Raw genomic sequence first — 23,338 nt, 5'->3', positions numbered from 1 at the left:
CTCCATGGACTTGCTCATTATTCTTACTTATGTCGCGTTGGCCTATGGCATATTCAAAATATTTAAAATTCCGGTAAACAAATGGACGGTCCCTACCGCAGCATTGGGGGGCGTTGTTTTAGTGGGCGCTCTGATTTTATTAATGAATTATAATCACCCTTATACTTTTCAGGCGCAAAAGGCCGTAGTTTCCATTCCCATCACACCGCAGGTGACTGGCATTGTCAGTGAGGTTACTGGTAAACAGAATACCTTTATAAAAAAAGGTGACGTACTATTTAAAATAGAACCCACCCGATACCAGGCACGTGTCGATAGGCTACAGGCCGATTTAATGACGGCAATCCATAGCATCCAGGTGCTCCAGGGGCAATTAGATGAAGCCGTCGCCCATACCTCGGGGATCATTGCCGAACGCGATCGTTTATATAAAGACTACCAGCGCTATCTTAGAGGGAGCCGGGCAAAGGTAAACCCGTTCTCCGAAAGCGACATTGATAACGCCAGGCAAAATTTTTTGGCACAGGATGCGCTGGTGAAAAGCTCATTGGCTGAACAGGCACAGATTAAAAGCCAATTAAACAGCGTCGTCAACGGAGAACAGTCGCAGATAGTCAGCCTCCGAGCCCAGTTAACGGAAGCCAAATATAATCTCGAGCAGACCGTGGTGCGCGCTCCCAGTGATGGCTATGTGACCCAGGTGCTTATCCGCCCAGGAACTTACGCAGCGGCACTGCCACTGCGCCCGGTAATGGTGTTTATCCCACAACAAAAACGGCAAATCATCGCGCAATTCAGACAAAATTCGCTGTTACGCCTGAAATCGGGCGATCAAGCCGAGATCGTCTTCAATGCGCTACCTGGCCAGGTATTTCAGGGGAGACTGACCAGCATACTTCCCGTCGTTCCCAGCGGGACGTATCAGGCGCAGGGAACCCTGCAATCACTGAGCATGATACCGGGCTCCGATGGCGTACTGGCGGTGATTGAGTTAGAGCCGAATGCGGATGTTGATGCCTTGCCAGATGGGATATTTGCCCAGGTGGCGGTGTATTCCGACCACTTTACCCATGTTTCCGTGATGCGTAAGGTGCTGTTACGCATGACAAGCTGGATGCACTATCTCTATCTTGATCATTGATCCCGTGTGGCTGAATGGGCAGCAAGAGCGGACCTTGTTGCAACGCTGGTGTCGACAATGGCAAACCACGCCCTAAGGAAAGGGCGATGGTGCTTGGCTTCAAAAGTCGTTACTGCGGAACCCGGCAACATAGTCGATAAAGAAACGCATATTTTCAGCGTTGCTATTTTCAAGATCATAAAGATTTAACATCAGCTGCATTTCATAATCAGGTGATTGACTGATGGTTCTCACTTTTCGATCATTGATAAAGAAATCAATCTTGTTTTCCGTCCATGCAATGGCGTAAGTGTTGAATAGAGTCACATCAATCTCAACAGGCTCCTCATAGAATTCTTCCCTAATGCGGGTATCGCCAAAGGGATGAACCCCATAACCAATCAGAGAGTAGCCGTCACAGATATTCTTACCCTTAAGCTCGAAGAGGCAAATCTCCGCAGACCGTTCGGGGAGATCTTCGTAACCTATCATCCAGAGCGCCGCGACATTGCTTGCTGCAATAGGGCATTTGGCTCGCAGTTCGAAATAGCCATACTTTGGCAGATATTTTTTCTCAGCCACCTGTGCTTGGCGTACCCGGCAGTCTGGCGAAAAGCGATGCTGGCCAAGTAATGACCCCACCGGGCCAGAGTAAACACCGGTTTGCAAAGAAGACACTCTCACTTCTCCATTAAACTCCGGACACCAAGGCTTTTGATCTTGCTCGATATTAAGTGAAAACCCGTTTTCAGAGAACTCGAATCTGGGTGAGGATAACTCCCGGCTACTCCACTGCGGTAGATAGTAGGGAAGCCAATGTGACTCATCGAGATAACCGAGATCAAACCCATCATAAAATTCCAGCTGGTATTTTTTCCCATCAATGATTTTTTGGTTTGCAATTTTCATTATTATCCACCTGAAATATAACAATATTTCTTCAGAATTTATGTGTTGGTTAAAAAAGCCGCTTCGGTTAACCAATGGGCGATAATCATAGCGATAGTCCAATTTTTGACGCTGATCTGGCGCATCATAACGCTGAAAGACTATGGGCTTTGGGGGAGTCATTGTATCGACAAAGGCGTAAACTGATTTCCGGCAGACAAACGTGTATTTCTTGCCCCTGGGAGGCCTGATGCTTGATTCCTTTTACTGGATTAATGAACCCAAACAATGGCAGTGCGATAACGGCAAGTTAAGCGTTGTCACAAATGACAAAACCGACTTCTGGCAAAAAACCTGGTACGGGTTTGAGCGTTTTTCAGGGCACATCTTCGCCACCGACGTCATTGAAGACTTCACTTTTCAGGTAAAGGTCTGTGCGGACTTCACCACGCTGTATGACCAGGCCGGGATCATGTTCATGACCGATGACCAGCACTGGCTTAAAGCCGGTATTGAGTTTAACGACGGCGCACCCGCAATAGGCAGCGTGCTGACGCTGGAGAACTCAGACTGGGCAACCGGCACCTTTGCGGGGGATCCACGTGAGTTCTGGCTTCGCTTGACCCGCAAAGGCAACAGCCTGCGATTACAGTACTCAATGGAGGGTCATCACTGGCCGCTGCTACGCTTATGTTACTTTCCGCAAGGCGCAGCGAAAATCGGTGTGATGTGCTGCACGCCTGAACGTCGTGGGTTATCGGTGGACTTCCTGAATATCACGCTGACTCCACCGGTGGATAAAGCCTTGCATGACCTAAGCTAATCGTTCGAGTCTGTGCGATTCAGTATGCTGGATCGCCTTCACTGCCCGCGCGACAACATTAACGCTGATGTAGCAAGGATCACACTTTTCAGTGTCAGCTTATTTCCATACAAACAATGTGTGTTACTATTCCCGCCGTAAAACCCTTTCAACTCATACCGAGGCTTTGATGCTGGAGAATGTAATCATCCGATAGTCAGCTTCCCGACCTTTTCAGGCCGGACTGATTATCAATGCGCCGAAATCGAATGCGGACACCGCTGTGTGTTTGCACGTTTTGCACATGATGATTAACAGGTTTTTCAGCATGAATTTATCCCGTCAGGAACAACGTACCTTACACGTTCTCGCCAAAGGTGGACGTATTGCGCACGTCCGCGATACATCCGGCCGCGTCACCTCCGTTGAATGCTACAGCCGTGAAGGGCTGCTGCTCAGCGACTGCACGCTAGCCGTGTTCAAAAAACTCAAAACCAAAAAGCTGATCAAGTCCGTCAATGGACAACCGTACCGCATCAATACCAGCGGGCTGAACAACGTTCGCGCCCAGTTGGACAACCGCTAAGGAGAGTGTGATGGACATCAACACGATTATTTCTGGCTCCCACCCCATAAAACTGTCGCCAGATGAAAGCAAAATCCCCTGGGACGATCCGGCGTTTAGCCAGCGCATGTTGGAGAACCACTTGTCACAGGAGCACAACTGGGCCAGCCGGAAGCTACCGGTCATTGAGCGGCAGGTGGCATGGATCGCCAGCCAGCTCCCAGCAGGCGCACGCATTCTCGATCTCGGCTGCGGCCCCGGCTTTTACACCCGCATGCTTACAGAGCGCGGCTTTCGCTGTACCGGCGTGGATTTCTCTCCGGCATCTATCACCTATGCCCGTCAGCAGGCAGAGGCGGCAGGATTAGACATTGAGTACCTGCAACAGGATGTGCGGACATATTCCCCGGCCCAGCCGTTTGATTTCATCATGATGACCTTTGGTGAACTGAATGTCTTCAGCTCGGTGGACGCCCGTACCTTACTTAGCCGTTGTGCGCAGTGGTTAGTTCCAGGAGGCAAGCTGCTGGCAGAAGTACATACCTTTGATGAAGTAAAGCGTCAGGGCATGGCCGCACCGAGCTGGCAACGCTGTCCGCAGGGGCTGTTTCTCGCCAGACCTCACTTGCTGTTGACGGAACACGCCTGGGATGAAACAGCGCAGACCAGCTCAACGTTGTTCTGGGCCATCGAAGAGAATGGTGACGCCACTCGTTTTGGTAACCAAATGACGGCCTGGCACGATGAAGAATATCTCCGCCTGATCGGTGATAACGGCCTCACCGTGCTCCCCGGGCCGGATAGTACAGCATGGCCAGCCAGCGAAACGTTCGAAGGAAAGCTGATTGCCCTGCTGGCAGAAAAAACGATGACAGCAACCTCTGACACGACACAAATCAATGAAAGGAATTCTGCATTGGATATCCCACGTATTTTCACTATCTGCGAAAGTGCTCACCGCATTCATAACCCGTTCACGCCCGAGAAGTACGCCACTCTCGGCGCAGTGTTACGTATGGAACCGGGCGCACGAGTGCTCGATCTCGGCAGCGGTTCGGGGGAGATGCTCTGCACCTGGGCACGCGATTACAACATCATCGGTACTGGTATCGACATGAGTCCGTTATTTACTCAGCAGGCCAAACTGCGAGCAGAGGAGCTCGGTGTCGCCGAACGCGTCGACTTTATCCATAACGACGCTGCCGGTTATGTAGCCGATGAAAAATGTGATGTGGCGGCCTGCGTCGGTGCCACCTGGATTGCTGGAGGCGTCGCCGGGACAATTGAGCTACTGAGCAAAAGCGTCAAGACTGGCGGGCTCCTGCTGATCGGTGAACCTTACTGGCGTCTGATGCCACCGACGGAAGAGATTGCTAAAGAGTGTGGTGCCACTGCCCTCGCCGATTTTCTCCCCCTGGCAGATCTTGTCACCTCCTTCGACACACTCGGCTACGACGTTGTGGAAATGGTGTTGGCAGACCAGGAAGGTTGGGATAGGTACGTCGCGGCCATGTGGCTGACGATGCGCCGGTGGTTAGAGGCAAACCCCGACGATGACATGGCGGAGCAAGTCCGGACGCAGTTAACGACAGAGCCTAAACGACACGTGGTGTACACGCGTGAATACCTTGGCTGGGGAGTGTTTGCTTTGATGGCTCGATGATCAAAAGCCGCAAGTGAGCCAATAGCCAGAAACAACAAGGGCGCAGTATCTACACACTGCGCCCTTAAATATCGTTCAAATCTGGCTAGCGGAAAACCTAGCTGCGCACCAAATCGTCGCCGTAGCCAATCCACTTATAGGTGGTCAGCGCGTCCAGCCCCATCGGGCCACGGGCGTGCAGTTTCTGGGTGCTGACCGCGACTTCCGCGCCCAAACCAAACTGGCCACCGTCGGTAAAGCGGGTGCTGGCATTGACGTATACCGCTGAAGAATCCACCGCGCGGACAAAATACTCGGCGTTGCTCAGCGAGCGCGTCAGAATGGCATCGGAATGGCTGGTGCCGTGGGTGCGAATATGATCGATGGCCTGATCGATATCGTCCACCAGCGTCACGTTCAAATCCAACGATAGCCATTCGTCATCGTAATCTTCCGCAGCAACCGCAACCACCTTCGCTGGTCCTTCCTGCAACAACGGCATGGCGTTATCGCTGGCGTGCAACGTCACCCCAACGGCGGCCATACGCGCGCTCAATGCAGGCAGGAAGCTGTTAGCGATAGTCCGGTTAACCAGCAGGGTTTCGACCGAGTTACAGGCGCTTGGCCGCTGTATCTTGGCGTTTTCGATGACGGTCAGCGCCTTGTCATAGTCTACACTGTCGTCTACATAGATATGGCACACGCCGATACCACCGGTGATCACCGGAATGGTCGATTGTTCGCGACACAGCTTATGCAGCCCAGCACCACCGCGCGGGATCAGCATGTCTACATAGCGATCCATTCGCAGCAGTTCATTCACCAACTCACGATCCGGGCTTTCGATCGCCTGCACCGCCGCCGCTGGCAGGCCGCACTGTTCCAGCGCCTGCTGGATCACTTTCACCGTCGCCTGATTGGTGTGGTGGGTCTCTTTACCGCCACGCAAGATCACCGCATTACCGGTTTTCAAGCACAGGCTGGCGACGTCGATAGTGACGTTGGGGCGCGCTTCATAGATCACGCCAATTACCCCGAGCGGCACACGGCGGCGCTCCAGCTTCAAGCCGCTGTCCAGCAGATTGCCGTCCAGCACGTGGCCAACCGGATCGCTGAGACGGCAGACCTGGCGTACGTCATTGGCGATCGCCGCCAGACGCGCCGGAGTGAGCAGCAGGCGATCCAACAGGGCTTCACTCATCCCGGTGGCACGCGCCTGCGCCATATCCTGCTCATTCGCCTGTAGAATCTCTTCGCTGCGGGCTTCCAGCATGTCGGCCATCACCGCCAACACCTGGTTCTTTTTCGCCGTGCTCAGTACCGCCAACTGCCAGGAAGCCTGTTTGGAGGCTTTCCCCATCTGCTCGAGCATGTTCACTCCTTAACTTACGATCATATCGTCGCGATGCACGGCCACCGGGCCATATTCATAGCCCAGGATCTCGCTGATTTGCTGCGAGTGGTGCCCGGCGATCATGCGCATGGCATCGCTGTTATAACGGCTGACGCCATGAGCCAGATCGCGTCCCGCCAAATTACGGATGCGGATCACCTCACCACGTGAGAAATCACCTTTAACATCGCGGATGCCCTTCGGCAGCAGTGAACTGCCACGGGCCATCATCGCTTCTACCGCCCCATCGTCAACGGTGATCTCGCCCGCAGGCGGTGCACCGAAGATCCAGCGCTTGCGGTTCTCCAACGGGGTTTCCAGCGCATGGAAGCGGGTACCTACCGGGTTGCCTTCAATCACATCGGCGACCACGCCTGGCTTGCTACCGGCTGCGATAATCACATCAATGCCCGCGCGACAGGCCACGTCGGCCGCCTGTAGTTTGGTGCCCATTCCGCCGGTACCCAAACCGGAAACGCTGTCGCCCGCAATGGCTCGCAGCGCATCGTCAACGCCGTGCACTTCACGGATCAGCTCAGCTTCCGGGTTATTACGCGGGTCAGCGGTATATAAGCCCTGCTGATCGGTCAGCAGCAGCAGTTTATCGGCCCCGGCCAAAATGGCAGCCAGTGCAGACAGGTTATCGTTGTCACCAACTTTGATTTCTGCGGTGGCGACCGCATCGTTCTCATTAATCACCGGAACGATACGGTTATCCAGCAGCGCGGTCATGGTGTCGCGCGCATTGAGGAAGCGCTCTCGGTCTTCCAGATCGGCACGGGTCAGCAGCATCTGCCCGATATGAATGCCATAGATCGAGAACAGCTGTTCCCACAGCTGGATCAGCCGGCTCTGCCCCACCGCCGCCAGCAACTGCTTGGAAGCGATGGTGGCGGGCAGCTCGGGGTAGCCCAGGTGTTCACGCCCGGCAGCAATCGCCCCGGAGGTCACAATAACGATGCGGTGGCCCGCTGCATGTTGCTGGGCGCATTGGCGCACCAGTTCGACAATATGGGCACGGTTCAGACGCAGCGAACCGCCGGTCAACACGCTGGTGCCCAATTTCACAACCAATGTCTGGCTGCCGTTCATAATAGTTCTGCCGTTGGAGTTAAAAGGAATGCAAATGACGTTGTAACAGGAGAGACGCGTTATGCCAACAGGCACAACGCGATTTCGGCGTAAATATGCGGGGGAATTGATTTAGGCGGAGAGTTTTATCGGCTGCTCGTTGAAATCATCAGCAGGTTCCAGCTTCAGTTCCATGGTGGTCAGCAGTTCACCCAGCCGACGATGGAACACGCGCAGCGTGGTTTCCAGCTTCTCTTTCACTTCAGCATCTTTAATCTTTTCCTCGTTCCAATGCCCTTCCTTGTCAAACAGACCAAAGTGGTAGCTATAAGTGAAACGGGATTTATCGGCCTGCAGTTCAATCCACCAGCCCCAGAACTCACGTTTTTCCGGCGCAGGCTTGACGTTGACGCAGACCGCCAGGCAGTCAAAGAAAAAGCGGTCGTTCTCACATTGCCCTTCGCGCAGGTAAGGGCCCAGGCTGGCAAAGCGTTTCATTAGTCGGCTTTTAGGGTGGCCACTCGGTAGCGTCATTTTTCAACCTCCACAATGTAGTCCACCCTTTTTAACAAACTGTTAAAAATTAGCAACTAGTTAGCGCATTTTATCTCTTAGCCAATCACAAATTTGCAGTAAGGATTGATGGAAACTCTGATAAACCGGCGTACGCGGGATGGCGAGCAGTTTGCCGTTCAGTGAAGAAGACGCGATCAGCTGCGACTCTTCTTTTGGGCTGAGCGGATCGTCATCCCAATAGGCGGCCAGCATCGGCGTTGGGCAGCGGCGGCCCAGCAGCCCCTGGGTTTTCAGGGAGTAGCGGTTCAGCTCGGTTTTCAACACGCTGTCAGAGGCGTTGGCCATGCCCATGCGGCTGGCCAGCACGTCCATATACATATCCGGCACGTGGTCCTGGCATTTCAACTCACACAGCAGGCTATGCACCACCGGCCCTACGCAGGCTACACCGCGCAAACGCTGCGACTCCAGATAAGCCAGGCGCACCGCCACGTTGGCACCAAAGCGGAAGCCGAAGGCGCTGACACGCGTATGGTCAACCCAAGGCACGGAAGGCAGTTGAGCCAACACCTGCTGGTGCAGGAAGCTGGAGTCTTGCGTCAGCTTCCACTTATAGGATGAACCGATAGACGGCATATCGATGGTCAGCATTGCTATACCGTGCGGCGCCAGATAATCACGGAACAGGCGGTGGTAATCGGTCTGCAAAGTATCCAGGCTGCCGCACATCAGTACCGTTGGGTACGGTGCCTGGCCGTTATCTGGCATATGCAGGAAGCCGGTGATGGAGCTGCCCCCCTCAATGGCGAACTCCAGCTCTTTGAGCTGGTATGGCAACAGCAGTGCGGCCTCTTCATAGGCGCGATTGGAAAGCACCTCTGCCTGTTCGGCCAGCTCATCCCCTTTCAGATGCGGGTAACCGGCAATGCTGTAGAGATTGGCGGCATTCAGCCAATACTGCCCGCCGACCAGCGGATCTTGTTGCTCCAATGCCCGCTGCTGCCACAGCATCCCCTGGCGTACCCACTCGTAGATCCAGTTGCCGTTTCGGTAACCGATCACGGTATCCAGCAGGTGATCGTCGCTATGCTCTGCGTTGGAGGCCGCAATGCGCGCCAACACTTCGCTGATTTCCAACGGATCGGTGCCGCGCCAGGTCCACAGCAGATGATTGAGCATGCGATACCAGTTGCCGTCGGTGTCACCCTCCAACGCAGAGTGCATATCAGCACCTACCGCATGATGGGCACGGGTGACTAACGTCGAGGTTTCGACATGTTTAAAGGAAGGTTTGAACAGTACTTCGGAAAGGTTGGCCTGTGCCATGGTAACAACAGCCTCCTGAGACTTACATCAAGGCTTGAATAGCCGGGATATCTAGGTGTTAGTGTACCTAACTCTGGGGGTAGAAGGCGGGGAATTTACCGAATTTGACGAAACCGCTGTATAAACAACAACGCCCGGTATTGCCGGGCGTTTGAAGCAGGGGCTGATTAACGGCCGCCGATCGGTGGCACGAAGGTCACCGCCATATCCCAAGGCTGCTCGATCCAAGTGTCCTGCGGGATATCAACCACGTAATCGTCAACCAGTGGGCGGCCAGCAGGCTTGGCGAAGATGGTCACGAAATGGGCTTTCGGGTACATGTCGCGGATCGCTTTGGCGGTGCCGCCGGTATCCACTAAATCGTCAACAACGATAAAGCCTTCACCATCGCCCTCGGCGCGCTTGAGCACCTTCATTTCGCGTTGGTTGTCATGGTCATAGCTGGAGATGCAGACGGTATCCACATAACGGATGCTCAGCTCACGAGCCAGCAGCGAAGCAGGCACCAGGCCGCCACGGCTTACGGCAATGATGCCTTTCCATTGATCGGCAGGCAGCAGGCGGTGAGCCAGTTTGCGCGCTTGCATTTGCAACATATCCCAGGTAACAACGTATTTTTCGCTCATAGAATGGTGTCCCAGCCAGCAATAGATGTGGCTTACTCAGTAGTTCAGGGGGAAAAAAGGTTGCGCGAGATTATAGAGACTGCGCGCCACGAATACCAGTTGAACCGAGGAGTTGATGCGTTTTTCCTGTGAATATCTTTGTGGCGAGCCGCGTGGCTTATCTGCGCAACCGCCCGTAAAACGGGGAGCCCAAGCCGATAAACAGCGTTATACGGGGCGCGCACAGCCGCAAATAAAATGATATTCTCAGGCTCACGTGCCTGAAGCACAGATAGCCACTCACCCTAACCGCACAGCATTCACTCCTTGCTGAAAATGCTGTCACAGGAGACTTATAGTGTCTGAATTGTCTCAACTTTCGCCACAGCCGCTGTGGGATATTTTTGCCAAGATCTGCTCAATCCCGCACCCTTCTTACCATGAAGAAGCGCTAGCGCAGCACATCCTCGACTGGGCCAAAGAAAAGAACCTGCATGCCGAGCGCGACCAGGTCGGCAATATTCTGCTGCGTAAACCTGCCACCAAAGGCATGGAAAACCGCAAGCCGGTGGCGCTGCAAGCGCACCTGGATATGGTGCCACAGAAGAACAACGATACGGTTCACGATTTCACCAAAGACCCGATCCAGCCTTATATCGACGGCGAATGGATCAAGGCTCGCGGTACCACGCTGGGTGCCGATAACGGCATCGGTATGGCGTCTGCGCTGGCGGTGCTGGCCGATGACAGCGTAGAGCATGGCCCGCTGGAAGTGCTGCTGACCATGACGGAAGAAGCCGGTATGGACGGTGCCTTTGGCCTGCAGCCAAACTGGTTACAAGCCGACATCCTGATCAACACCGACTCCGAAGAGGAAGGCGAAATCTACATGGGCTGCGCTGGGGGGATCGATTTCATCACCACCCTGCCGCTGCAACGTGAAGCACTGCCAGCCGGTTACCAAACGCTGAAGCTGACCCTGAAAGGGTTGAAAGGCGGCCACTCCGGTGCCGATATCCATCACGGCCTGGGCAACGCCAACAAGCTGCTGGCTCGTTTCCTGTTTGCCCACACGCCAGAGCTGAATCTGCGCCTGCTGGAGCTGAACGGCGGTACGCTGCGTAATGCCATCCCACGTGAAGCTTCTGCCATAGTAGCCGTTCCGGCCGCCAAAGCCGATGCGCTGAAAACCCTGAGCCAGCAGTTCCTGGCTACGCTGCAAAACGAACTGTCTGCCAAAGAGAAGAACATTACCGTTCTGCTTGAACCAGCCACCACCGCTTTGCAAGCGTTAACCGCAGACAGCCAGAGCCGCTTTGTGGCACTGCTCAACGGTACGCCTAACGGTGTGATCCGCATGAGCGACGAAGTGAAAGGCGTGGTAGAAACTTCGCTGAACGTCGGTGTGGTGACCACCAGCGAGCATGAAGCCGAGATCATTTGCCTGATCCGCTCCCTGATCGACAGCGGTAAAGACTATGTGGTGGATATGCTGACCGCCGTGGGCCAACTGGCCAACGCCAAAGTGGCACCGAAAGGCGGCTACCCAGGCTGGCAGCCAGATGCTAACTCGCCGGTAATGCAACTGGTGCGTGAAACCTACCAGAAGCTGTTCAACAAGACGCCGAACATCATGGTGATCCACGCCGGGCTGGAGTGTGGTTTGTTCAAGAAGCCTTACCCAGAGATGGATATGGTGTCGATTGGGCCGACCATCACCGGGCCACACTCGCCGGATGAGCAAGTGCATATCGCCAGCGTTGGCCAATACTGGACGCTGCTGACCGCCCTGCTGAAAGCGATCCCTGAGCGCGGATAAGATGTTGGGCCCAGTTCAACCCTGGGCCCTGAAACTGTTGGTAAAATCTACCGGCCTAACATCCTGGGGCGCGGCATGCAGCGCCCCTACTTATCAGCATTGCGTTTCGGTTTTAGGATTGCGTTTCTCTGTTAGCCAGATTGCCATTGATCTCATTCATCTGCGACTGTATCAACGCCGCACTAACCGGCGGTAACAGGAAAGCAAACAGGATAATCAGCCAAGTTTTATACCTTGCGGTTTGCCCATGACTTTCAATGATGGCGCGTAGATTGTCGTTAAGCGTGGAAAATATCGCCGGCGTGACAAAGGCGGTAACAAAAGCCGACCATCCAGCCCCTCTGGGCGTTAGCAGAGCCGCGGATTGGGTGTAATTTCTGATCTCCCCGTGGATTTTTACCAGCCAGTAAATATTGTAAAACGGCACCAAAAACAGCAGGAAAGTCACGGCAGGATCGCGGTATTTAATCGGCTGTGGTATTGCTTGCCGTACTGGCGGCTCGCCATTAAATAAACAGGCCTTAAGCGGCAGCAGGAACAGTGTCCCGATAATGACGGGGACCGATAGCAGGGTAAAGAAGTACTCCGGGCTGGAAAATAACCGCTCCATATCAAAAAGCCATCCGGATATCGCCATGATGGCTGAGCCAAACACCATTTTTAGCGTCACCATCAGGCCAAATGACAGCACAAATGCCTCTACGCTGCCAACGGCCCCTGCGATAAAGGCCGGAACGATCAGCATGATAGCCCCTAGCCCCATCCCTATCAGGACCTCTCCCGCCATCATCAAAAACTGATTGTTGGTATAAAAGCAGAACAAAAATAGGCCAAACAAATACAGCCCGCTAAAGAGATACAGCAAATAATAGCTTTTCATCCGGCTGGCCATCCAGGCCAACAAGGCTCCAAACAGCATGCCAACCTGTTGTAATCCCACTGCGACCCCAATCATCGAGATCGGTAAATCTGCGGTTTGCCGGATATAGAGTGCCGAATAGGCATTAAAGAGATATTGGCTAGTCACAATCGCGGTGAAATAAACAACCAGGCCCCAAAATCGATAGCTGCTTTGTAAATCGGCCCATGTCCATCTTGTGACCGGTTTTTGCTGAATCACGTCCATTTTTAACTCTTCCCGTTGAATGTCTTAATCCCAAAGAACAGGCAACGATTGTACCTACGGTGGTGCATTTAAACACACCCGATTTTACTATTACCACGTCAGTACCAACTGCCGCTCCAACTGAGGATCGAGCAACGTTACGTGTAGGCCAACCAGGCGCACACCACGCCCTTCTCTCCGCTCCTGCCATGCCTGGCGGGCAACGTTGAGCAAGTCCTCAATATTGAGCACCGGCCAAACGTGCTCCTGGGTGGTTTGCTGGAAGTCCTGGAACTTCAGCTTTACCCCTTGGCGGGCGATATGCAGATCCGGTTTGACCTTGCGCAGCCGCATTTCAAGCTCTGGGTAAAGCTTTTCAACGATTAACGCCTCGCAATCTTCCCACTCATGAATATCGGCCACCAACGTTCGCTCAACCCCTACCGATTTGCGTAAACGATCGGGAGACACCTCACGCTCATCGATACCCTGGCAGCGTTCCCACAGCACCCGGCCAAATTTGCCGAAGCGCTTTAACAAATCGGCCAGATTATAGTTCTGCACATCGGCGCAGGTGATTAGCCCCACCTCTTCCAACCGTTTGGCGGTGACCTTGCCCACGCCGGGGATTTTACTCAGCGGCAACTGCTGCAAGAAAGCGGGCACCTGGGCCGGTGTGATGACGTATTGGCCGTTTGGCTTGTTCAACTCGGAGGCGATCTTGGCGAGGAATTTGATGGGGGCAATGCCCGCCGAAGCGGTCAGGTTCAATTCAGCAGCAATTTCCTGACGGATCTGTTGGGCGATCAGGGTAGCGGAACCGTTGCATTGGGTGCTGTTGGTGACGTCCAGATAGGCTTCATCCAGAGAGAGCGGTTCTATCAGCGGGGTATAGCGGGCAAAGATTTCACGGATATGCAGCGAGGCTTCTTTATAGGCCGCCATGCGGCCCGGTAACAGCGTCAAGTGCGGGCACAGCTTGAGCGCAGTGGCGGTGGGCATTGCGCTATGCACGCCATAACGGCGCGCCGGGTAGTTGGCGGTGCTGATCACACCACGCCGATCGGCGCTGGCACCGATAGCCAGCGGGATATCGCGCAGGCTGGGATTGTCGCGCATTTCTACCGCTGCGAAGAAGCAGTCCATATCGACATGAATGATTTTACGCATCGCGCCTCCAATAACACTGTATAAGTATACAGCTAATTATTAAAAGCTCAATATGGAGAGTGTAGACTAGCAGCGCCCCTGTGTAGGAAATCCCGAGCGGCTAGAGGATTCGGTGTTTTTCCAACATCTCGCGGCGCAGCGCTTCCTTGGCCATGCGCTTTTTGCGCGCATCGCAAGGCTCCGGGCAGTCGCAGACTTTCTCCATCCCCAGCGCGGTAATGCCACCACAGCTGCCCTGCAAGGTTTTGCGCTTGAACACATAGCCCAGCGACATCCCGCCAACCACCAGCAGAAACAGCACAAAGGATGCAGCGAACATCGTCAACATAACGTCTACCCTTTCTTCAGATAGGGTTTGAACGCGTCGGAATAGCGCTCCTCAAACCCCTTGACGGTTTTCACGATCATAAACACCGGGATCCCCAGCAGGTTGGCCAGCGCCATACCCCGCTCCGGCCCCATCACGTTTAACCCGGTAGAAAGCCCGTCCGCCGTCATACACAGCGGGCTGATCACCGTGATCGACACTAAATTGTGGCGGATCGGTTTACCGGTGAGCGGGTCGATAGTATGAGAATAGCGCACTCCGTCCTGCTCGAAGTAGTTTCGGTAATCCCCGGAAGTGGCCATCGCCATCTCACCCGGTTCGATCACCAATAGCGCCTGCTGCTCCCCCCCGGCGGTTGGCCGTTCGATGGCAATGCGCCAAGGCTTCTTCTCGCCGTTATGGCCACGGGTGCGAACTTCCCCACCAATATCCACCATGTAGTTTTTGACGTGCTGCGATTGCAGGTAATGGGCAATCTCATCAACACCGTAGCCTTTGGCAATGGAAGAGAGGTCGACATACAGTTCAGGAATGCGCTTCACCAGCGCATTGCCTTCTACCGCCAGCTTGTCGATCCCCGTCCAGTTACGGCGCTTTTCCAGCTCGGCGGCGCTCGGCACTTTATCCGGCCGCCCTTCCGGGCCAAAACCCCACAGGTTCACCAACGGCCCGACGGTCACGTCCAGCGCGCCGTCGGTCACACGGTTGATGCGCAGCGCTTCCAGCACCACTTCCGTAGTGGCAGCAGAAACCGGGAAAGGTTTGTCCACTTCCCGGCTAGCGTTAAAGCGACTCAGCTCAGAATCAGGTTGATAGGTCGACATCTGATCGTTGACCTGCACCAGCCGTTTGTCGATCTCCGCTTGCAGCGTTGCCAGCGAAGGTGTTCCGTCCCCAGGGAGATAGCTGATCGAGTAGGACGTCCCCATGGTTTTACCCTTGAGGTTTTCCTGTTTCGGCTCACAACCGGTCAGTAACACTGCGGTGGCCAGCGCCACCACCATCATCCAAGCCTTCATTCCTTCGCCGCCTGCTGCTCGCATTTAACCGCCAAAGTCATCGAGCATGATGTTTTCATCTTCCACGCCCAAATCTTTCAGCATCTTGATCACCGCCGCGTTCATCATCGGCGGCCCACACATATAGAACTCACAATCTTCCGGCGCTGGATGGTTACGCAGATAATTTTCCAGCAGGACATTATGAATAAAGCCGGTGTAGCCCGTCCAGTTATCTTCTGGCTGCGGATCGGAGAGCGCCACATGCCAGGTGAAGTTTTCATTCTCTTCCTGCAGGTGGTTGAAGTCGTCCTCGTAGAACATCTCACGCAAGGAACGTGCACCGTACCAGAAGGTGATTTTGCGCTTCGACTTCAGGCGCTTCAACTGATCGAAGATGTGTGAACGCATCGGCGCCATCCCGGCCCCGCCGCCGATAAAGATCATCTCGGCGTCGGTGTCTTTGGCAAAGAACTCGCCAAACGGCCCGGAGATGGTCACCTTATCCCCCGCCTTCAGCGACCAGATATAGGAAGACATAATGCCCGGCGGTACGTCCGGGTTGCTCGGCGGTGGCGTAGCAATACGCACGTTGAGCATGATGATGCCTTTCTCATCGGGATAGTTGGCCATCGAATAGGCGCGCACCGTCGGCTCTTTGACTACCGAACGATAGCGGAACAGATTGAATTTATCCCAGTCGCCACGGTATTCCTGCGGCACGTCGAAATCGGCATAGCTGACTTCATGCTCGGGCGCCTCGATCTGGATAAAGCCCCCGGCGCGGAAAGGCACATCTTCCCCGTCCGGAATACGTAGCTTCAGCTCTTTGATAAAGGTGGCTTTATTATCGTTGGAGATCACCTCGCAGTCCCATTTCTTCACGCCGAAGATCTCTTCCGGCAGCTCGATTTTCAGGTTCTGCTTCACGTTAACCTGGCACGCCAGGCGGCAGCCCTCTTTGGCTTCACGCTTGCTGATATGGGAAAGCTCAGTTGGCAGAATATCGCCGCCGCCCTCTTTGATCACCACCCGGCACTGGCCGCAGGAGCCGCCGCCGCCACAGGCCGAGGAGACAAAGATCCCCTGGCTGGACAGCATATTCAGCAGCTTGTCCCCCGCGGGGGCGGTAAAACTTTTGTCTTGATCGCCGTTAACCTCAACGGCGATGTCACCGGTGTTCACCAACTTGGATTTGGCAAACAGGATCAGTAACGCCAGCACCATCACGATGCAGGTAAACATCACCACGCCTAAAATAATTTCCATAAATGCTTCCTGCCTTTACAACTGGACGCCGGAGAACGACATAAAGCCCAATGCCATCAATCCGGTGGTAATAAAGGTAATGCCCAGGCCACGCAACCCGGCTGGCACATCGGCATACTTCAGTTTTTCACGGATCCCCGCCATGGCAACAATCGCCAGCATCCAGCCAGTGCCGGAGCCGAAGCCATACACCACGGATTCCATAAAGTTGTAATCACGCTGCACCATGAACGACACGCCGCCGAAGATGGCACAGTTCACCGTGATCAACGGCAGGAAGATCCCCAGGGCGTTGTAGAGCGCCGGGAAGAAGCGATCGAGGATCATCTCCAGGATCTGCACCAGCGCCGCAATCACGCCGATAAAGGTGATGAAGTTGAGGAAGCTCAGATCGACGCCTTCCACCAGCGCCCCATCACGCAGGATCAGGTTATAGACCAGGTTGTTGACCGGTACCGAAATGCCAAGCACCAGCGTCACGGCAATCCCCAAGCCAAACGAGGTCGAGACCTTCTTCGACACCGCCAGGAAGGTACACATCCCTAGGAAGAACGCCAGCGCCATGTTCTCAACGAACACTGCACGCACAAACAGGCTGATATAGTGAGCCATCGGCGGTTACTCCTTTTCTATCTGCGCTGGCTTGAGGGAACGCAGTCCCCAAATCAGCAGGCCGATGATAAAGAACGCACTCGGTGCCAGCAGGAACAGGCCGTTAGGCTGATACCAGCCACCGTTCTGCACCGTTTCCAGCACCGTCATGCCAAACAGCTTGCCCGAGCCGACCAGCTCGCGCAGGAAGCCCACCAGGATCAGGATCACGCCGTAGCCCAGGCCGTTGCCGATACCGTCCATAAAGCTCTCAATCGGCGGCGATTTCATGGCGTACGCCTCGGCGCGGCCCATCACGATACAGTTAGTGATGATCAGCCCGACGAACACCGAAAGCTGTTTAGAGATTTCAAACGCATAGGCACGCAGCAACTGATCGACCACGATCACCAGCGAAGCGATGATCGTCATCTGCACGATGATGCGCACGCTGTTGGGGATATGGTGGCGGATCAGCGAAATAAAGAAGCTGGAAAACGCGGTGACCAGGGTGACCGCAATCGTCATCACCACCGCCGTTTCCAGCTTGGTGGTCACCGCCAGCGCCGAACAGACGCCAAGCACCTGCAGCGCGATCGGGTTATTGTCAAACAGCGGCCCCAACAGGACCCGTTTAACCTCTTTGGAATCAGCCATTTTTCAGCGCTCCTTCACGGACTTTCTGCAGGAATGGGCCAAAGCCGTACTCGCCCAACCAGAAATTAAACGTATGCTGTACGCCGTTAGCGGTCAGCGTTGCGCCGGACAGGCCATCCACACCGTGGATATCCCCTTGCCGCGCTCCGCCCTTCACAATGCGGATAGCCGGGTTGCCGTTGTCATCAAACAGCTGCTTGCCGATCCACTGCGCGCGCCAGCTGGCGTTCTGGATCTCGCCGCCCAGGCCCGGGGTTTCGCCGTGTTGATAGAAACTCAGCCCGCGTACCGTATTGCCGTCGGCATCCAACGCGACAAAGGCGTACATCATCGACCATAGACCCGTGCCGTAGACCGGCAGCACAATCTTGTCCACCGCGCCGCTTTCGTTGCGCACCAGGTAGATTTCAGCCTGATTGCTACGGCGGCGGATACCGGCCAGATCTTCCTCGGCGGTCAACGCCCGGCTCTTGGCATCGCTGCGAAGTGCAGCGGCCAGATCGAAGGCGGCCGCATCGCCAGGCACAAACTCGCCGCTGTCCAGATCCAGCAAACGCGGTTCGATGCGCTTGCTAAAGGTGGCTTTCACCTGTTCGCCAGTCATCCCCGGTTGCAGTAAACCGGCTACGTCCAGGATGTTGCGCTGCTTATCCAGCAACCGCTGTTCCTGCTGCTTGGATTGCAGCCCAACGGCAGAACCCGCAACCACCACAGAACACACCAGACACAGCAGCAGCACTACCAGCAGCGTTTTGCCAATGCTGTCATTTTTAGATTCATTCGCCACGTGCTTTTCTCCGCTTGATGTTAGCCTGCACCACCAGGTAATCGAACAGCGGTGCGAACAGGTTGGCGAACAGGATCGCCAGCATCATGCCTTCCGGATAGGCCGGGTTGACCACCCGGATCAGCACGCACATCACGCCGATCAGGATGCCGTACCACCACTTCCCTTTGTTGGTAAACGAGGCGGAAACCGGGTCGGTAGCCATAAACACCATACCGAAGGCAAAGCCGCCCAGCACCAGATGCCAGTACCAAGGCATCGCGAACATCGGGTTGGTGGTAGAGCCAATGGCATTGAACAGATACGCCGTGGCGATCATGCCGAGCATCACGCCAGCCACAATGCGCCAGGAAGCGACGCGGCCAAACAGGATAATCGCCCCGCCGAGCAGGATCATCAGGGTTGAGACTTCCCCGATCGAACCTGGGATGTTACCGATAAACGCGTCCATCCAACTGATGGACTGGCCAGTGGTGACGTTGGTCAGGCTGTGAACTCCGCCAACGCTCCATTGTGCCAACGGTGTCGCACCGGAAAAGCCGTCTGCCGCGGTCCACACCAGATCGCCAGAAATCTGCGCCGGATAGGCAAAGAACAGGAAGGCACGCCCCGCCAACGCCGGGTTGAGGAAGTTACGCCCAGTACCGCCGAAGATCTCCTTGGCAACCACCACACCAAAACTGATGCCAAGCGCGGCCTGCCATAACGGCATAGTTGGCGGCACAATCAGGGCGAACAGAATGGAGGTGACGAAGAAGCCTTCGTTGATCTCATGTTTGCGTACCATCGCAAACACCACTTCCCAGAAGCCACCCACCAGGAATACCACGGCGTAGATCGGCACGAAGTAGGTCGCACCGAGCACCATCTTGCTGATCCAGCCAGCATCGGCGCCGAGCGTTGCCCCCAGCATTTGTGCCAGCCAGTAATGCCAGTCCCCCGCCAGCACCTGTTGCAGCTGCTCGCCGCTGTACAGATGGTGCAGTGCAGGAATGGTCTGCTGGCCCACGTTATACATGCCCCAGAACATGGCCGGGAATACTGCCAGCCACACCAGGATCATCATGCGCTTCAGATCGATGGCATCACGTACGTGCGAAGCCCCGCGCGTTACCGTGCCGGGGGTGTAGAACACCGTCGCCGTCGCTTCAAACAGCGGGTACCACTTTTCCAGCTTGCCGCCCGGCGTGAAGTGATGCTCAATCTTGTCAAAAAAATTCTTCAGGCCCATCGGTTATCCTTCCTGCTCAATCTTGGTCAGCACTTCGCGCAGCACCGGGCCATATTCATACTTGCCGGGGCAAACGAAGGTACACAACGCCAGATCTTCTTCATCCAGCTCCAGACAGCCTAGCGCCTGGGCACTGTCCGTATCGCCCGCCAGCAGATCGCGCAGCAGATGGGTCGGCAGAATATCCAGCGGCATCACCCGCTCGTAATTGCCGATCGGCACCATCGAACGCTCACCGCCGTTGGTGGTGGTGGAGAAAGCGAACAGCTTGTGCTTGAGGAAATGGCCCAGCGTGGTGCGGGTGATGGAGAACTTGTCCGATGCCGGAGCAATCCAGCCGAACAGCTCTTTCTCCCGGCCTTCCAGCAACACCGATACCTGGTTGTGGAAACGGCCAAGCCAGGCACTCGGGCCGCTGGCATGGAAGCCACTCAGCACCGAGCCGGAAATCACCCGGTTTTCACCGGCCTTCAGGCGGCCCGCCGTCAGTTGATCCAGGCTGGCCCCCAAACGAGTGCGCAGCAGCACAGGCTGTTCCACCTGTGGCCCCGCCAGGGCGACCACGCGTTGGGTATCCAGCTTGCCAGTGGTAAACAGGGTGCCGATGGCGATCACATCCTGATAACCGATATGCCAAACGGTTTTCTTCAGGCTGACCGGCTCCAGGAAGTGAATATGCGTGCCCACCAGCCCCGCAGGGTGCGGGCCAGCAAACTCGCTGTAATCAATCTGCGCCCCAGCAGCCGTATCCAACCGCGTACCCGCTGCATGGCAGACCTGTACTTTGCCGTCTGTCAGGCGTGCCAATACCGTCAGCCCGGCATTAAATGCCGCCAATTGCTCGTTGATAATCACCAACGGATCCGCTGCCAGCGGCTGGGTATCGATAGCGCTGACGAAAATAGCGCGCGGTGAGGTACCTGGAAGGGGAGTTTTGCTAAATGGGCGAGTACGCAGTGCCGTCCACAGGCCACTGGCGATCAGATCGCTTTCAACCTGTTGACGCTCCAGCATTGGCAAATCGGCCTGCTGATAATAGGCCAGTTCCACCTGCTGTTCGCCGTCGTTTTCGATGTCAATCACCACCGATTGCAGCATGCGGCGTTCGCCGCGATTGATAGCGGCGATCTGCCCGCTGGCCGGTGCCGTGAAGAAAACCCCAGGGATCTTCTTATCTTCAAACAGCGCCTGGCCTTTCTTAACTCGATCGCCAACCTGTACCAACATGGAGGGACGCATACCAACATATTCCTGGCCGAGCAGCGCCACTTGTGTGACCGCTGGGCCATCCTGGATCACCTGCGAAGGCGCCCCAGCGATTGGCAGATCTAACCCTTTTTTTATTTTGATCATAGGATTTATACGATGTTTTGAATTTTCACACGCCTAACCAACCCAGAGGTAGGCACAAAGCATGCAGGATGATGAGGTGGCCCTAGCCCCCTCCGGATGAACACGATGACCTCATGCCCAACTTGAATATTCACACTGACCGCCGACACCCAGGCCAATGATTAAACCAATACTGCAGAATGTTAAAACATTGCTATCAACGATGGCGGGATTGTTGCTATTTCACACAATATCCCTGTACTGATTACCGATTAATAACGATGCAGCATGGGCAAGATATTAACATTTTCGACAGAATTTTTCCGTGCTATCTAGTGACCTGAGTCGAGGAAATGCAATTAAACACCTGTTATCTCTTGACACTACTCGTTAAAAACGTGGGTTCATTTCACTTTTACCGAGGATTGTAGTTTTTTTATACACTTCGCATATTGCTAAAAAACAACACGCTGGTAATCTGACGGGGTTAAATACGAAATCTCGTCAGTGGCATGCTGGCTGTGTTCTCTCAACCAGCAAATAAATATAAGCAGGAATAATTAAGAATGAGCAAAATCGCGCTGTTGTTTGCGATGCTATTTTGTACGCCGCTGATCACGGCGTGCAGCGCCAGTGAGCCAGCCCCGGCTCCCCAGGCCCCTTTGGTTGCACAGCAGTTATTAGGTTCACCGGTCTATATCCAGATATTCAAAGAAGAACGCAAGCTGGAGTTGTACGCCAAGATGGGCAACGAATTCCGCCTGGTGAATAGCTTCTCTATCTGTAACTTCTCCGGTGGGCTTGGCCCGAAGCGCCGTGAAGGGGATTTTAAAAGCCCGGAAGGTTTTTATAGCGTCGATACCCGCCATCTGAAGCCAGACAGCAAATATTATCGCGCCATCAATATCGGTTTCCCTAATGATTACGATAAAGCGCAGGGATATTCCGGTGCCTATCTGATGATCCACGGGGAATGCAAATCGATTGGTTGCTACGCGATGACCAACGCTTATATGGACGATATCTATCGTTACGTTGAAGCGGCGTTTGCCCATGGGCAAAGCCGGGTGGACATCAGCATTTATCCGTTCCGCATGACCGAACAGAACCTGCAACGCCACCGCTCATCAACCTACATCAGCTTCTGGCGTCAGTTAAAACCGGGTTATGATTACTTCGTCAAAAACCGTCAGCCACCGCTGGTTAGCGTGACCAACGGCCAATATGTGTTGGCACAGCCGGTGATTGGCAGCGGCCAGCCAACGCAGTACGCCTCAACGATTGAGACCAGCAACAACCCGTTCGCCCGCAGCCAGCCGCTCACCGTAGTGAAATAACGCAAACTCGCCTGGTGCAATCTTGTGCCAGGTTTCGTTGCCCGTCAGCGGTTGGGTCGCAATGACCGTGACCACGTCATCCGGCGTGGTCTGCCGCTGAAAATCAATCTCTACGTCCTGATCGAGCAAGGTGGCTTTGCCAAACGGTGCTCGCCGGGTGATCCAGTAAAGGTTGGTGGAGCAATAGGCCATCACAAAGCGCCCATCTGACAACAGCATGTTGAACACCCCTTTCTCTCTGAGCCGATCGGCCAATAACGCGATATAGCGAAACACGGCTGGCCAGTTGCTGGGAGTGCGCGGGTATTTTAGCGCCAACTGATGTAACAGCCAGCAGAAGGCATATTCACTGTCGGTCTGCCCTACCGGGCGGAAATTGCCGGTCGCCAGTTGGCGATAGCCTTTCAGTTGCCCATTGTGAGCGTAAGTCCAGTTGCGACCCCACAGCTCACGGGTAAAGGGATGGGTATTTTCCAGCGCCACCTCACCGCGATTAGCCTGGCGGATGTGGGAGACCACGGCACAGGACTTGATCGGGTATTCCTGCACCAGACGGGCAATAGGTGAATTAAAGCTGGGTTGGGGATCCTTGAATGTGCGACAACCGTTGCCTTCATAGAAGGTAATGCCCCAGCCATCTTTATGTGGCCCGGTTCGGCCACCGCGCTGTACCAGCCCGGTAAAGCTAAAGCAGATGTCGGTTGGTACGTTGGCGCTCATCCCGAGCAGTTCACACATCGATTGCCACCCCTTGAGGACTACTGACATTGGTATAAGGGCGCAGCT

General features: G+C 54.9%; 23 protein-coding genes. 6 read left to right on the top strand and 17 right to left on the bottom strand.

Translation table 11 applies throughout. The annotated features are described in order from the left end of the window. Window positions 1-4: 4 nt before the first annotated feature. Window positions 5-1,141, top strand: a complete 1,137-nt coding sequence (locus WN53_RS13660; protein WP_024483660.1) for an HlyD family secretion protein — start codon at window positions 5-7, stop codon at window positions 1,139-1,141. A 99-nt stretch (window positions 1,142-1,240) separates the two neighbouring features. Here the strand turns inward: WN53_RS13660 and WN53_RS13655 are convergent, their stop codons facing one another. Continuing rightward, the gene (locus WN53_RS13655) at window positions 1,241-2,029 is read right to left on the bottom strand and encodes a glycoside hydrolase family 16 protein (protein ID WP_024483659.1); all 789 of its coding nucleotides are present in this window, start codon (window positions 2,027-2,029) and stop codon (window positions 1,241-1,243) included. Between the two features lie 229 nt (window positions 2,030-2,258). Between WN53_RS13655 and WN53_RS13650 the strand changes: the two genes are divergently transcribed. From WN53_RS13650 to WN53_RS13640, 3 genes are all read left to right on the top strand, one after another. Next, complete coding sequence (locus WN53_RS13650; protein WP_024483658.1) at window positions 2,259-2,831, top strand: DUF1349 domain-containing protein; 573 nt, start codon at window positions 2,259-2,261, stop codon at window positions 2,829-2,831. A 307-nt stretch (window positions 2,832-3,138) separates the two neighbouring features. Then, window positions 3,139-3,396 carry a YjhX family toxin gene (locus WN53_RS13645; protein WP_024483657.1) on the top strand — a complete coding sequence of 86 codons (258 nt, stop codon included), beginning with the start codon at window positions 3,139-3,141 and terminating at the stop codon, window positions 3,394-3,396. Between the two features lie 10 nt (window positions 3,397-3,406). Then, window positions 3,407-5,038: a class I SAM-dependent methyltransferase gene (locus WN53_RS13640; RefSeq protein WP_024483656.1), complete on the top strand. Its 1,632-nt coding sequence runs from the start codon at window positions 3,407-3,409 to the stop codon at window positions 5,036-5,038. 97 nt (window positions 5,039-5,135) lie between these two features. Here WN53_RS13640 and proA read toward each other — a convergent pair whose 3' ends face one another. The 5 genes from proA to gpt all read right to left on the bottom strand — a co-directional run bounded on the left by proA (window position 5,136) and on the right by gpt (window position 9,949). Further along, window positions 5,136-6,389 (bottom strand): glutamate-5-semialdehyde dehydrogenase, encoded by a 1,254-nt coding sequence (gene proA, locus WN53_RS13635; protein WP_037411536.1) that lies wholly within the window; start codon window positions 6,387-6,389, stop codon window positions 5,136-5,138. A 9-nt stretch (window positions 6,390-6,398) separates the two neighbouring features. Next, window positions 6,399-7,502, bottom strand: a complete 1,104-nt coding sequence (gene proB, locus WN53_RS13630) for a glutamate 5-kinase (RefSeq protein ID WP_024483654.1) — start codon at window positions 7,500-7,502, stop codon at window positions 6,399-6,401. Between the two features lie 111 nt (window positions 7,503-7,613). Further along, window positions 7,614-8,015: a sigma factor-binding protein Crl gene (crl, locus tag WN53_RS13625; protein ID WP_024483653.1), complete on the bottom strand. Its 402-nt coding sequence runs from the start codon at window positions 8,013-8,015 to the stop codon at window positions 7,614-7,616. A 60-nt stretch (window positions 8,016-8,075) separates the two neighbouring features. Next, window positions 8,076-9,323, bottom strand: a complete 1,248-nt coding sequence (gene frsA, locus WN53_RS13620) for an esterase FrsA (RefSeq protein WP_024483652.1) — start codon at window positions 9,321-9,323, stop codon at window positions 8,076-8,078. Window positions 9,324-9,490: 167 nt separating this feature from the next. Next, window positions 9,491-9,949: a xanthine phosphoribosyltransferase gene (gene gpt, locus WN53_RS13615; RefSeq protein WP_021805588.1), complete on the bottom strand. Its 459-nt coding sequence runs from the start codon at window positions 9,947-9,949 to the stop codon at window positions 9,491-9,493. Window positions 9,950-10,286: 337 nt separating this feature from the next. Here gpt and pepD point away from each other — a divergent pair, with 337 nt between their 5' ends. Beyond that, window positions 10,287-11,747: a beta-Ala-His dipeptidase gene (gene pepD / locus WN53_RS13610; RefSeq protein ID WP_024483651.1), complete on the top strand. Its 1,461-nt coding sequence runs from the start codon at window positions 10,287-10,289 to the stop codon at window positions 11,745-11,747. A gap of 112 nt (window positions 11,748-11,859) precedes the next feature. Here pepD and WN53_RS13605 read toward each other — a convergent pair whose 3' ends face one another. From WN53_RS13605 to WN53_RS13560, 10 genes are all read right to left on the bottom strand, one after another. Next, on the bottom strand, window positions 11,860-12,873 hold the full coding sequence (locus WN53_RS13605; protein WP_024483650.1) for an MFS transporter: 1,014 nt from the start codon (window positions 12,871-12,873) through the stop codon (window positions 11,860-11,862). 90 nt (window positions 12,874-12,963) lie between these two features. Beyond that, window positions 12,964-14,022, bottom strand: a complete 1,059-nt coding sequence (gene dinB / locus WN53_RS13600) for a DNA polymerase IV (RefSeq protein ID WP_021805591.1) — start codon at window positions 14,020-14,022, stop codon at window positions 12,964-12,966. A gap of 100 nt (window positions 14,023-14,122) precedes the next feature. Beyond that, window positions 14,123-14,350, bottom strand: coding sequence for a (Na+)-NQR maturation NqrM (nqrM, locus tag WN53_RS13595; protein WP_024483649.1), 228 nt, complete (start codon window positions 14,348-14,350; stop codon window positions 14,123-14,125). A gap of 5 nt (window positions 14,351-14,355) precedes the next feature. Next, window positions 14,356-15,369: an FAD:protein FMN transferase gene (locus tag WN53_RS13590; RefSeq protein WP_244887721.1), complete on the bottom strand. Its 1,014-nt coding sequence runs from the start codon at window positions 15,367-15,369 to the stop codon at window positions 14,356-14,358. A 24-nt stretch (window positions 15,370-15,393) separates the two neighbouring features. After that, on the bottom strand, window positions 15,394-16,617 hold the full coding sequence (gene nqrF, locus WN53_RS13585) for an NADH:ubiquinone reductase (Na(+)-transporting) subunit F (RefSeq protein WP_024483648.1): 1,224 nt from the start codon (window positions 16,615-16,617) through the stop codon (window positions 15,394-15,396). 15 nt (window positions 16,618-16,632) lie between these two features. Beyond that, entirely contained in the window at window positions 16,633-17,229 is a 597-nt protein-coding gene (gene nqrE, locus WN53_RS13580) for an NADH:ubiquinone reductase (Na(+)-transporting) subunit E (protein ID WP_021181925.1), read from the bottom strand. Window positions 17,230-17,235: 6 nt separating this feature from the next. Continuing rightward, the gene (locus tag WN53_RS13575) at window positions 17,236-17,865 is read right to left on the bottom strand and encodes an NADH:ubiquinone reductase (Na(+)-transporting) subunit D (RefSeq protein WP_024483647.1); all 630 of its coding nucleotides are present in this window, start codon (window positions 17,863-17,865) and stop codon (window positions 17,236-17,238) included. Next, the gene (locus WN53_RS13570) at window positions 17,858-18,652 is read right to left on the bottom strand and encodes a Na(+)-translocating NADH-quinone reductase subunit C (protein WP_024483646.1); all 795 of its coding nucleotides are present in this window, start codon (window positions 18,650-18,652) and stop codon (window positions 17,858-17,860) included. Before WN53_RS13570 ends, WN53_RS13575 begins: the two co-directional genes overlap by 8 nt. Next, complete coding sequence (locus WN53_RS13565) at window positions 18,642-19,883, bottom strand: NADH:ubiquinone reductase (Na(+)-transporting) subunit B (protein WP_024483645.1); 1,242 nt, start codon at window positions 19,881-19,883, stop codon at window positions 18,642-18,644. The genes WN53_RS13570 and WN53_RS13565 overlap by 11 nt, the downstream gene beginning before the upstream one ends. 3 nt (window positions 19,884-19,886) lie before the next feature. Continuing rightward, window positions 19,887-21,236: a Na(+)-translocating NADH-quinone reductase subunit A gene (locus WN53_RS13560; protein WP_024483644.1), complete on the bottom strand. Its 1,350-nt coding sequence runs from the start codon at window positions 21,234-21,236 to the stop codon at window positions 19,887-19,889. 545 nt (window positions 21,237-21,781) lie between these two features. Here WN53_RS13560 and dpaA point away from each other — a divergent pair. Beyond that, on the top strand, window positions 21,782-22,552 hold the full coding sequence (gene dpaA / locus WN53_RS13555; protein ID WP_024483643.1) for a peptidoglycan meso-diaminopimelic acid protein amidase: 771 nt from the start codon (window positions 21,782-21,784) through the stop codon (window positions 22,550-22,552). On the opposite strand, the gene WN53_RS13550 is transcribed toward dpaA, so the two are convergent. After that, the gene (locus WN53_RS13550) at window positions 22,490-23,290 is read right to left on the bottom strand and encodes a class II glutamine amidotransferase (RefSeq protein ID WP_024483642.1); all 801 of its coding nucleotides are present in this window, start codon (window positions 23,288-23,290) and stop codon (window positions 22,490-22,492) included. The genes dpaA and WN53_RS13550 overlap by 63 nt on opposite strands. Between the last annotated feature and the right edge of the window lie 48 nt (window positions 23,291-23,338).

The sequence above is a fragment of the Serratia fonticola genome (assembly GCF_001006005.1).
GTDB lineage: Bacteria > Pseudomonadota > Gammaproteobacteria > Enterobacterales > Enterobacteriaceae > Chania > Chania fonticola.
The sequence above is the reverse complement of the archived record's forward strand: the minus strand, read 5'-3'. Positions and strand labels throughout refer to the sequence as shown.

Bases quoted from the DNA above. Each gene is read 5' to 3' on its own strand.
- nqrE (WP_021181925.1), bottom strand. From the start codon at position 17,229: ATGGCTCACTATATCAGCCTGTTTGTGCGTGCAGTGTTCGTTGAGAAC.
- WN53_RS13605 (WP_024483650.1), bottom strand. From the start codon at position 12,873: ATGGACGTGATTCAGCAAAAACCGGTCACAAGATGGACATGGGCCGAT.
- dpaA (WP_024483643.1), top strand. From the start codon at position 21,782: ATGAGCAAAATCGCGCTGTTGTTTGCGATGCTATTTTGTACGCCGCTG.
- WN53_RS13590 (WP_244887721.1), bottom strand. From the start codon at position 15,369: ATGAAGGCTTGGATGATGGTGGTGGCGCTGGCCACCGCAGTGTTACTG.
- frsA (WP_024483652.1), bottom strand. From the start codon at position 9,323: ATGGCACAGGCCAACCTTTCCGAAGTACTGTTCAAACCTTCCTTTAAA.
- nqrF (WP_024483648.1), bottom strand. From the start codon at position 16,617: ATGGAAATTATTTTAGGCGTGGTGATGTTTACCTGCATCGTGATGGTG.
- crl (WP_024483653.1), bottom strand. From the start codon at position 8,015: ATGACGCTACCGAGTGGCCACCCTAAAAGCCGACTAATGAAACGCTTT.
- proB (WP_024483654.1), bottom strand. From the start codon at position 7,502: ATGAACGGCAGCCAGACATTGGTTGTGAAATTGGGCACCAGCGTGTTG.
- nqrM (WP_024483649.1), bottom strand. From the start codon at position 14,350: ATGTTGACGATGTTCGCTGCATCCTTTGTGCTGTTTCTGCTGGTGGTT.
- WN53_RS13650 (WP_024483658.1), top strand. From the start codon at position 2,259: ATGCTTGATTCCTTTTACTGGATTAATGAACCCAAACAATGGCAGTGC.
- gpt (WP_021805588.1), bottom strand. From the start codon at position 9,949: ATGAGCGAAAAATACGTTGTTACCTGGGATATGTTGCAAATGCAAGCG.
- WN53_RS13565 (WP_024483645.1), bottom strand. From the start codon at position 19,883: ATGGGCCTGAAGAATTTTTTTGACAAGATTGAGCATCACTTCACGCCG.
- WN53_RS13575 (WP_024483647.1), bottom strand. From the start codon at position 17,865: ATGGCTGATTCCAAAGAGGTTAAACGGGTCCTGTTGGGGCCGCTGTTT.
- WN53_RS13640 (WP_024483656.1), top strand. From the start codon at position 3,407: ATGGACATCAACACGATTATTTCTGGCTCCCACCCCATAAAACTGTCG.
- WN53_RS13655 (WP_024483659.1), bottom strand. From the start codon at position 2,029: ATGAAAATTGCAAACCAAAAAATCATTGATGGGAAAAAATACCAGCTG.
- WN53_RS13660 (WP_024483660.1), top strand. From the start codon at position 5: ATGGACTTGCTCATTATTCTTACTTATGTCGCGTTGGCCTATGGCATA.
- WN53_RS13550 (WP_024483642.1), bottom strand. From the start codon at position 23,290: ATGTGTGAACTGCTCGGGATGAGCGCCAACGTACCAACCGACATCTGC.
- WN53_RS13560 (WP_024483644.1), bottom strand. From the start codon at position 21,236: ATGATCAAAATAAAAAAAGGGTTAGATCTGCCAATCGCTGGGGCGCCT.
- WN53_RS13645 (WP_024483657.1), top strand. From the start codon at position 3,139: ATGAATTTATCCCGTCAGGAACAACGTACCTTACACGTTCTCGCCAAA.
- proA (WP_037411536.1), bottom strand. From the start codon at position 6,389: ATGCTCGAGCAGATGGGGAAAGCCTCCAAACAGGCTTCCTGGCAGTTG.
- dinB (WP_021805591.1), bottom strand. From the start codon at position 14,022: ATGCGTAAAATCATTCATGTCGATATGGACTGCTTCTTCGCAGCGGTA.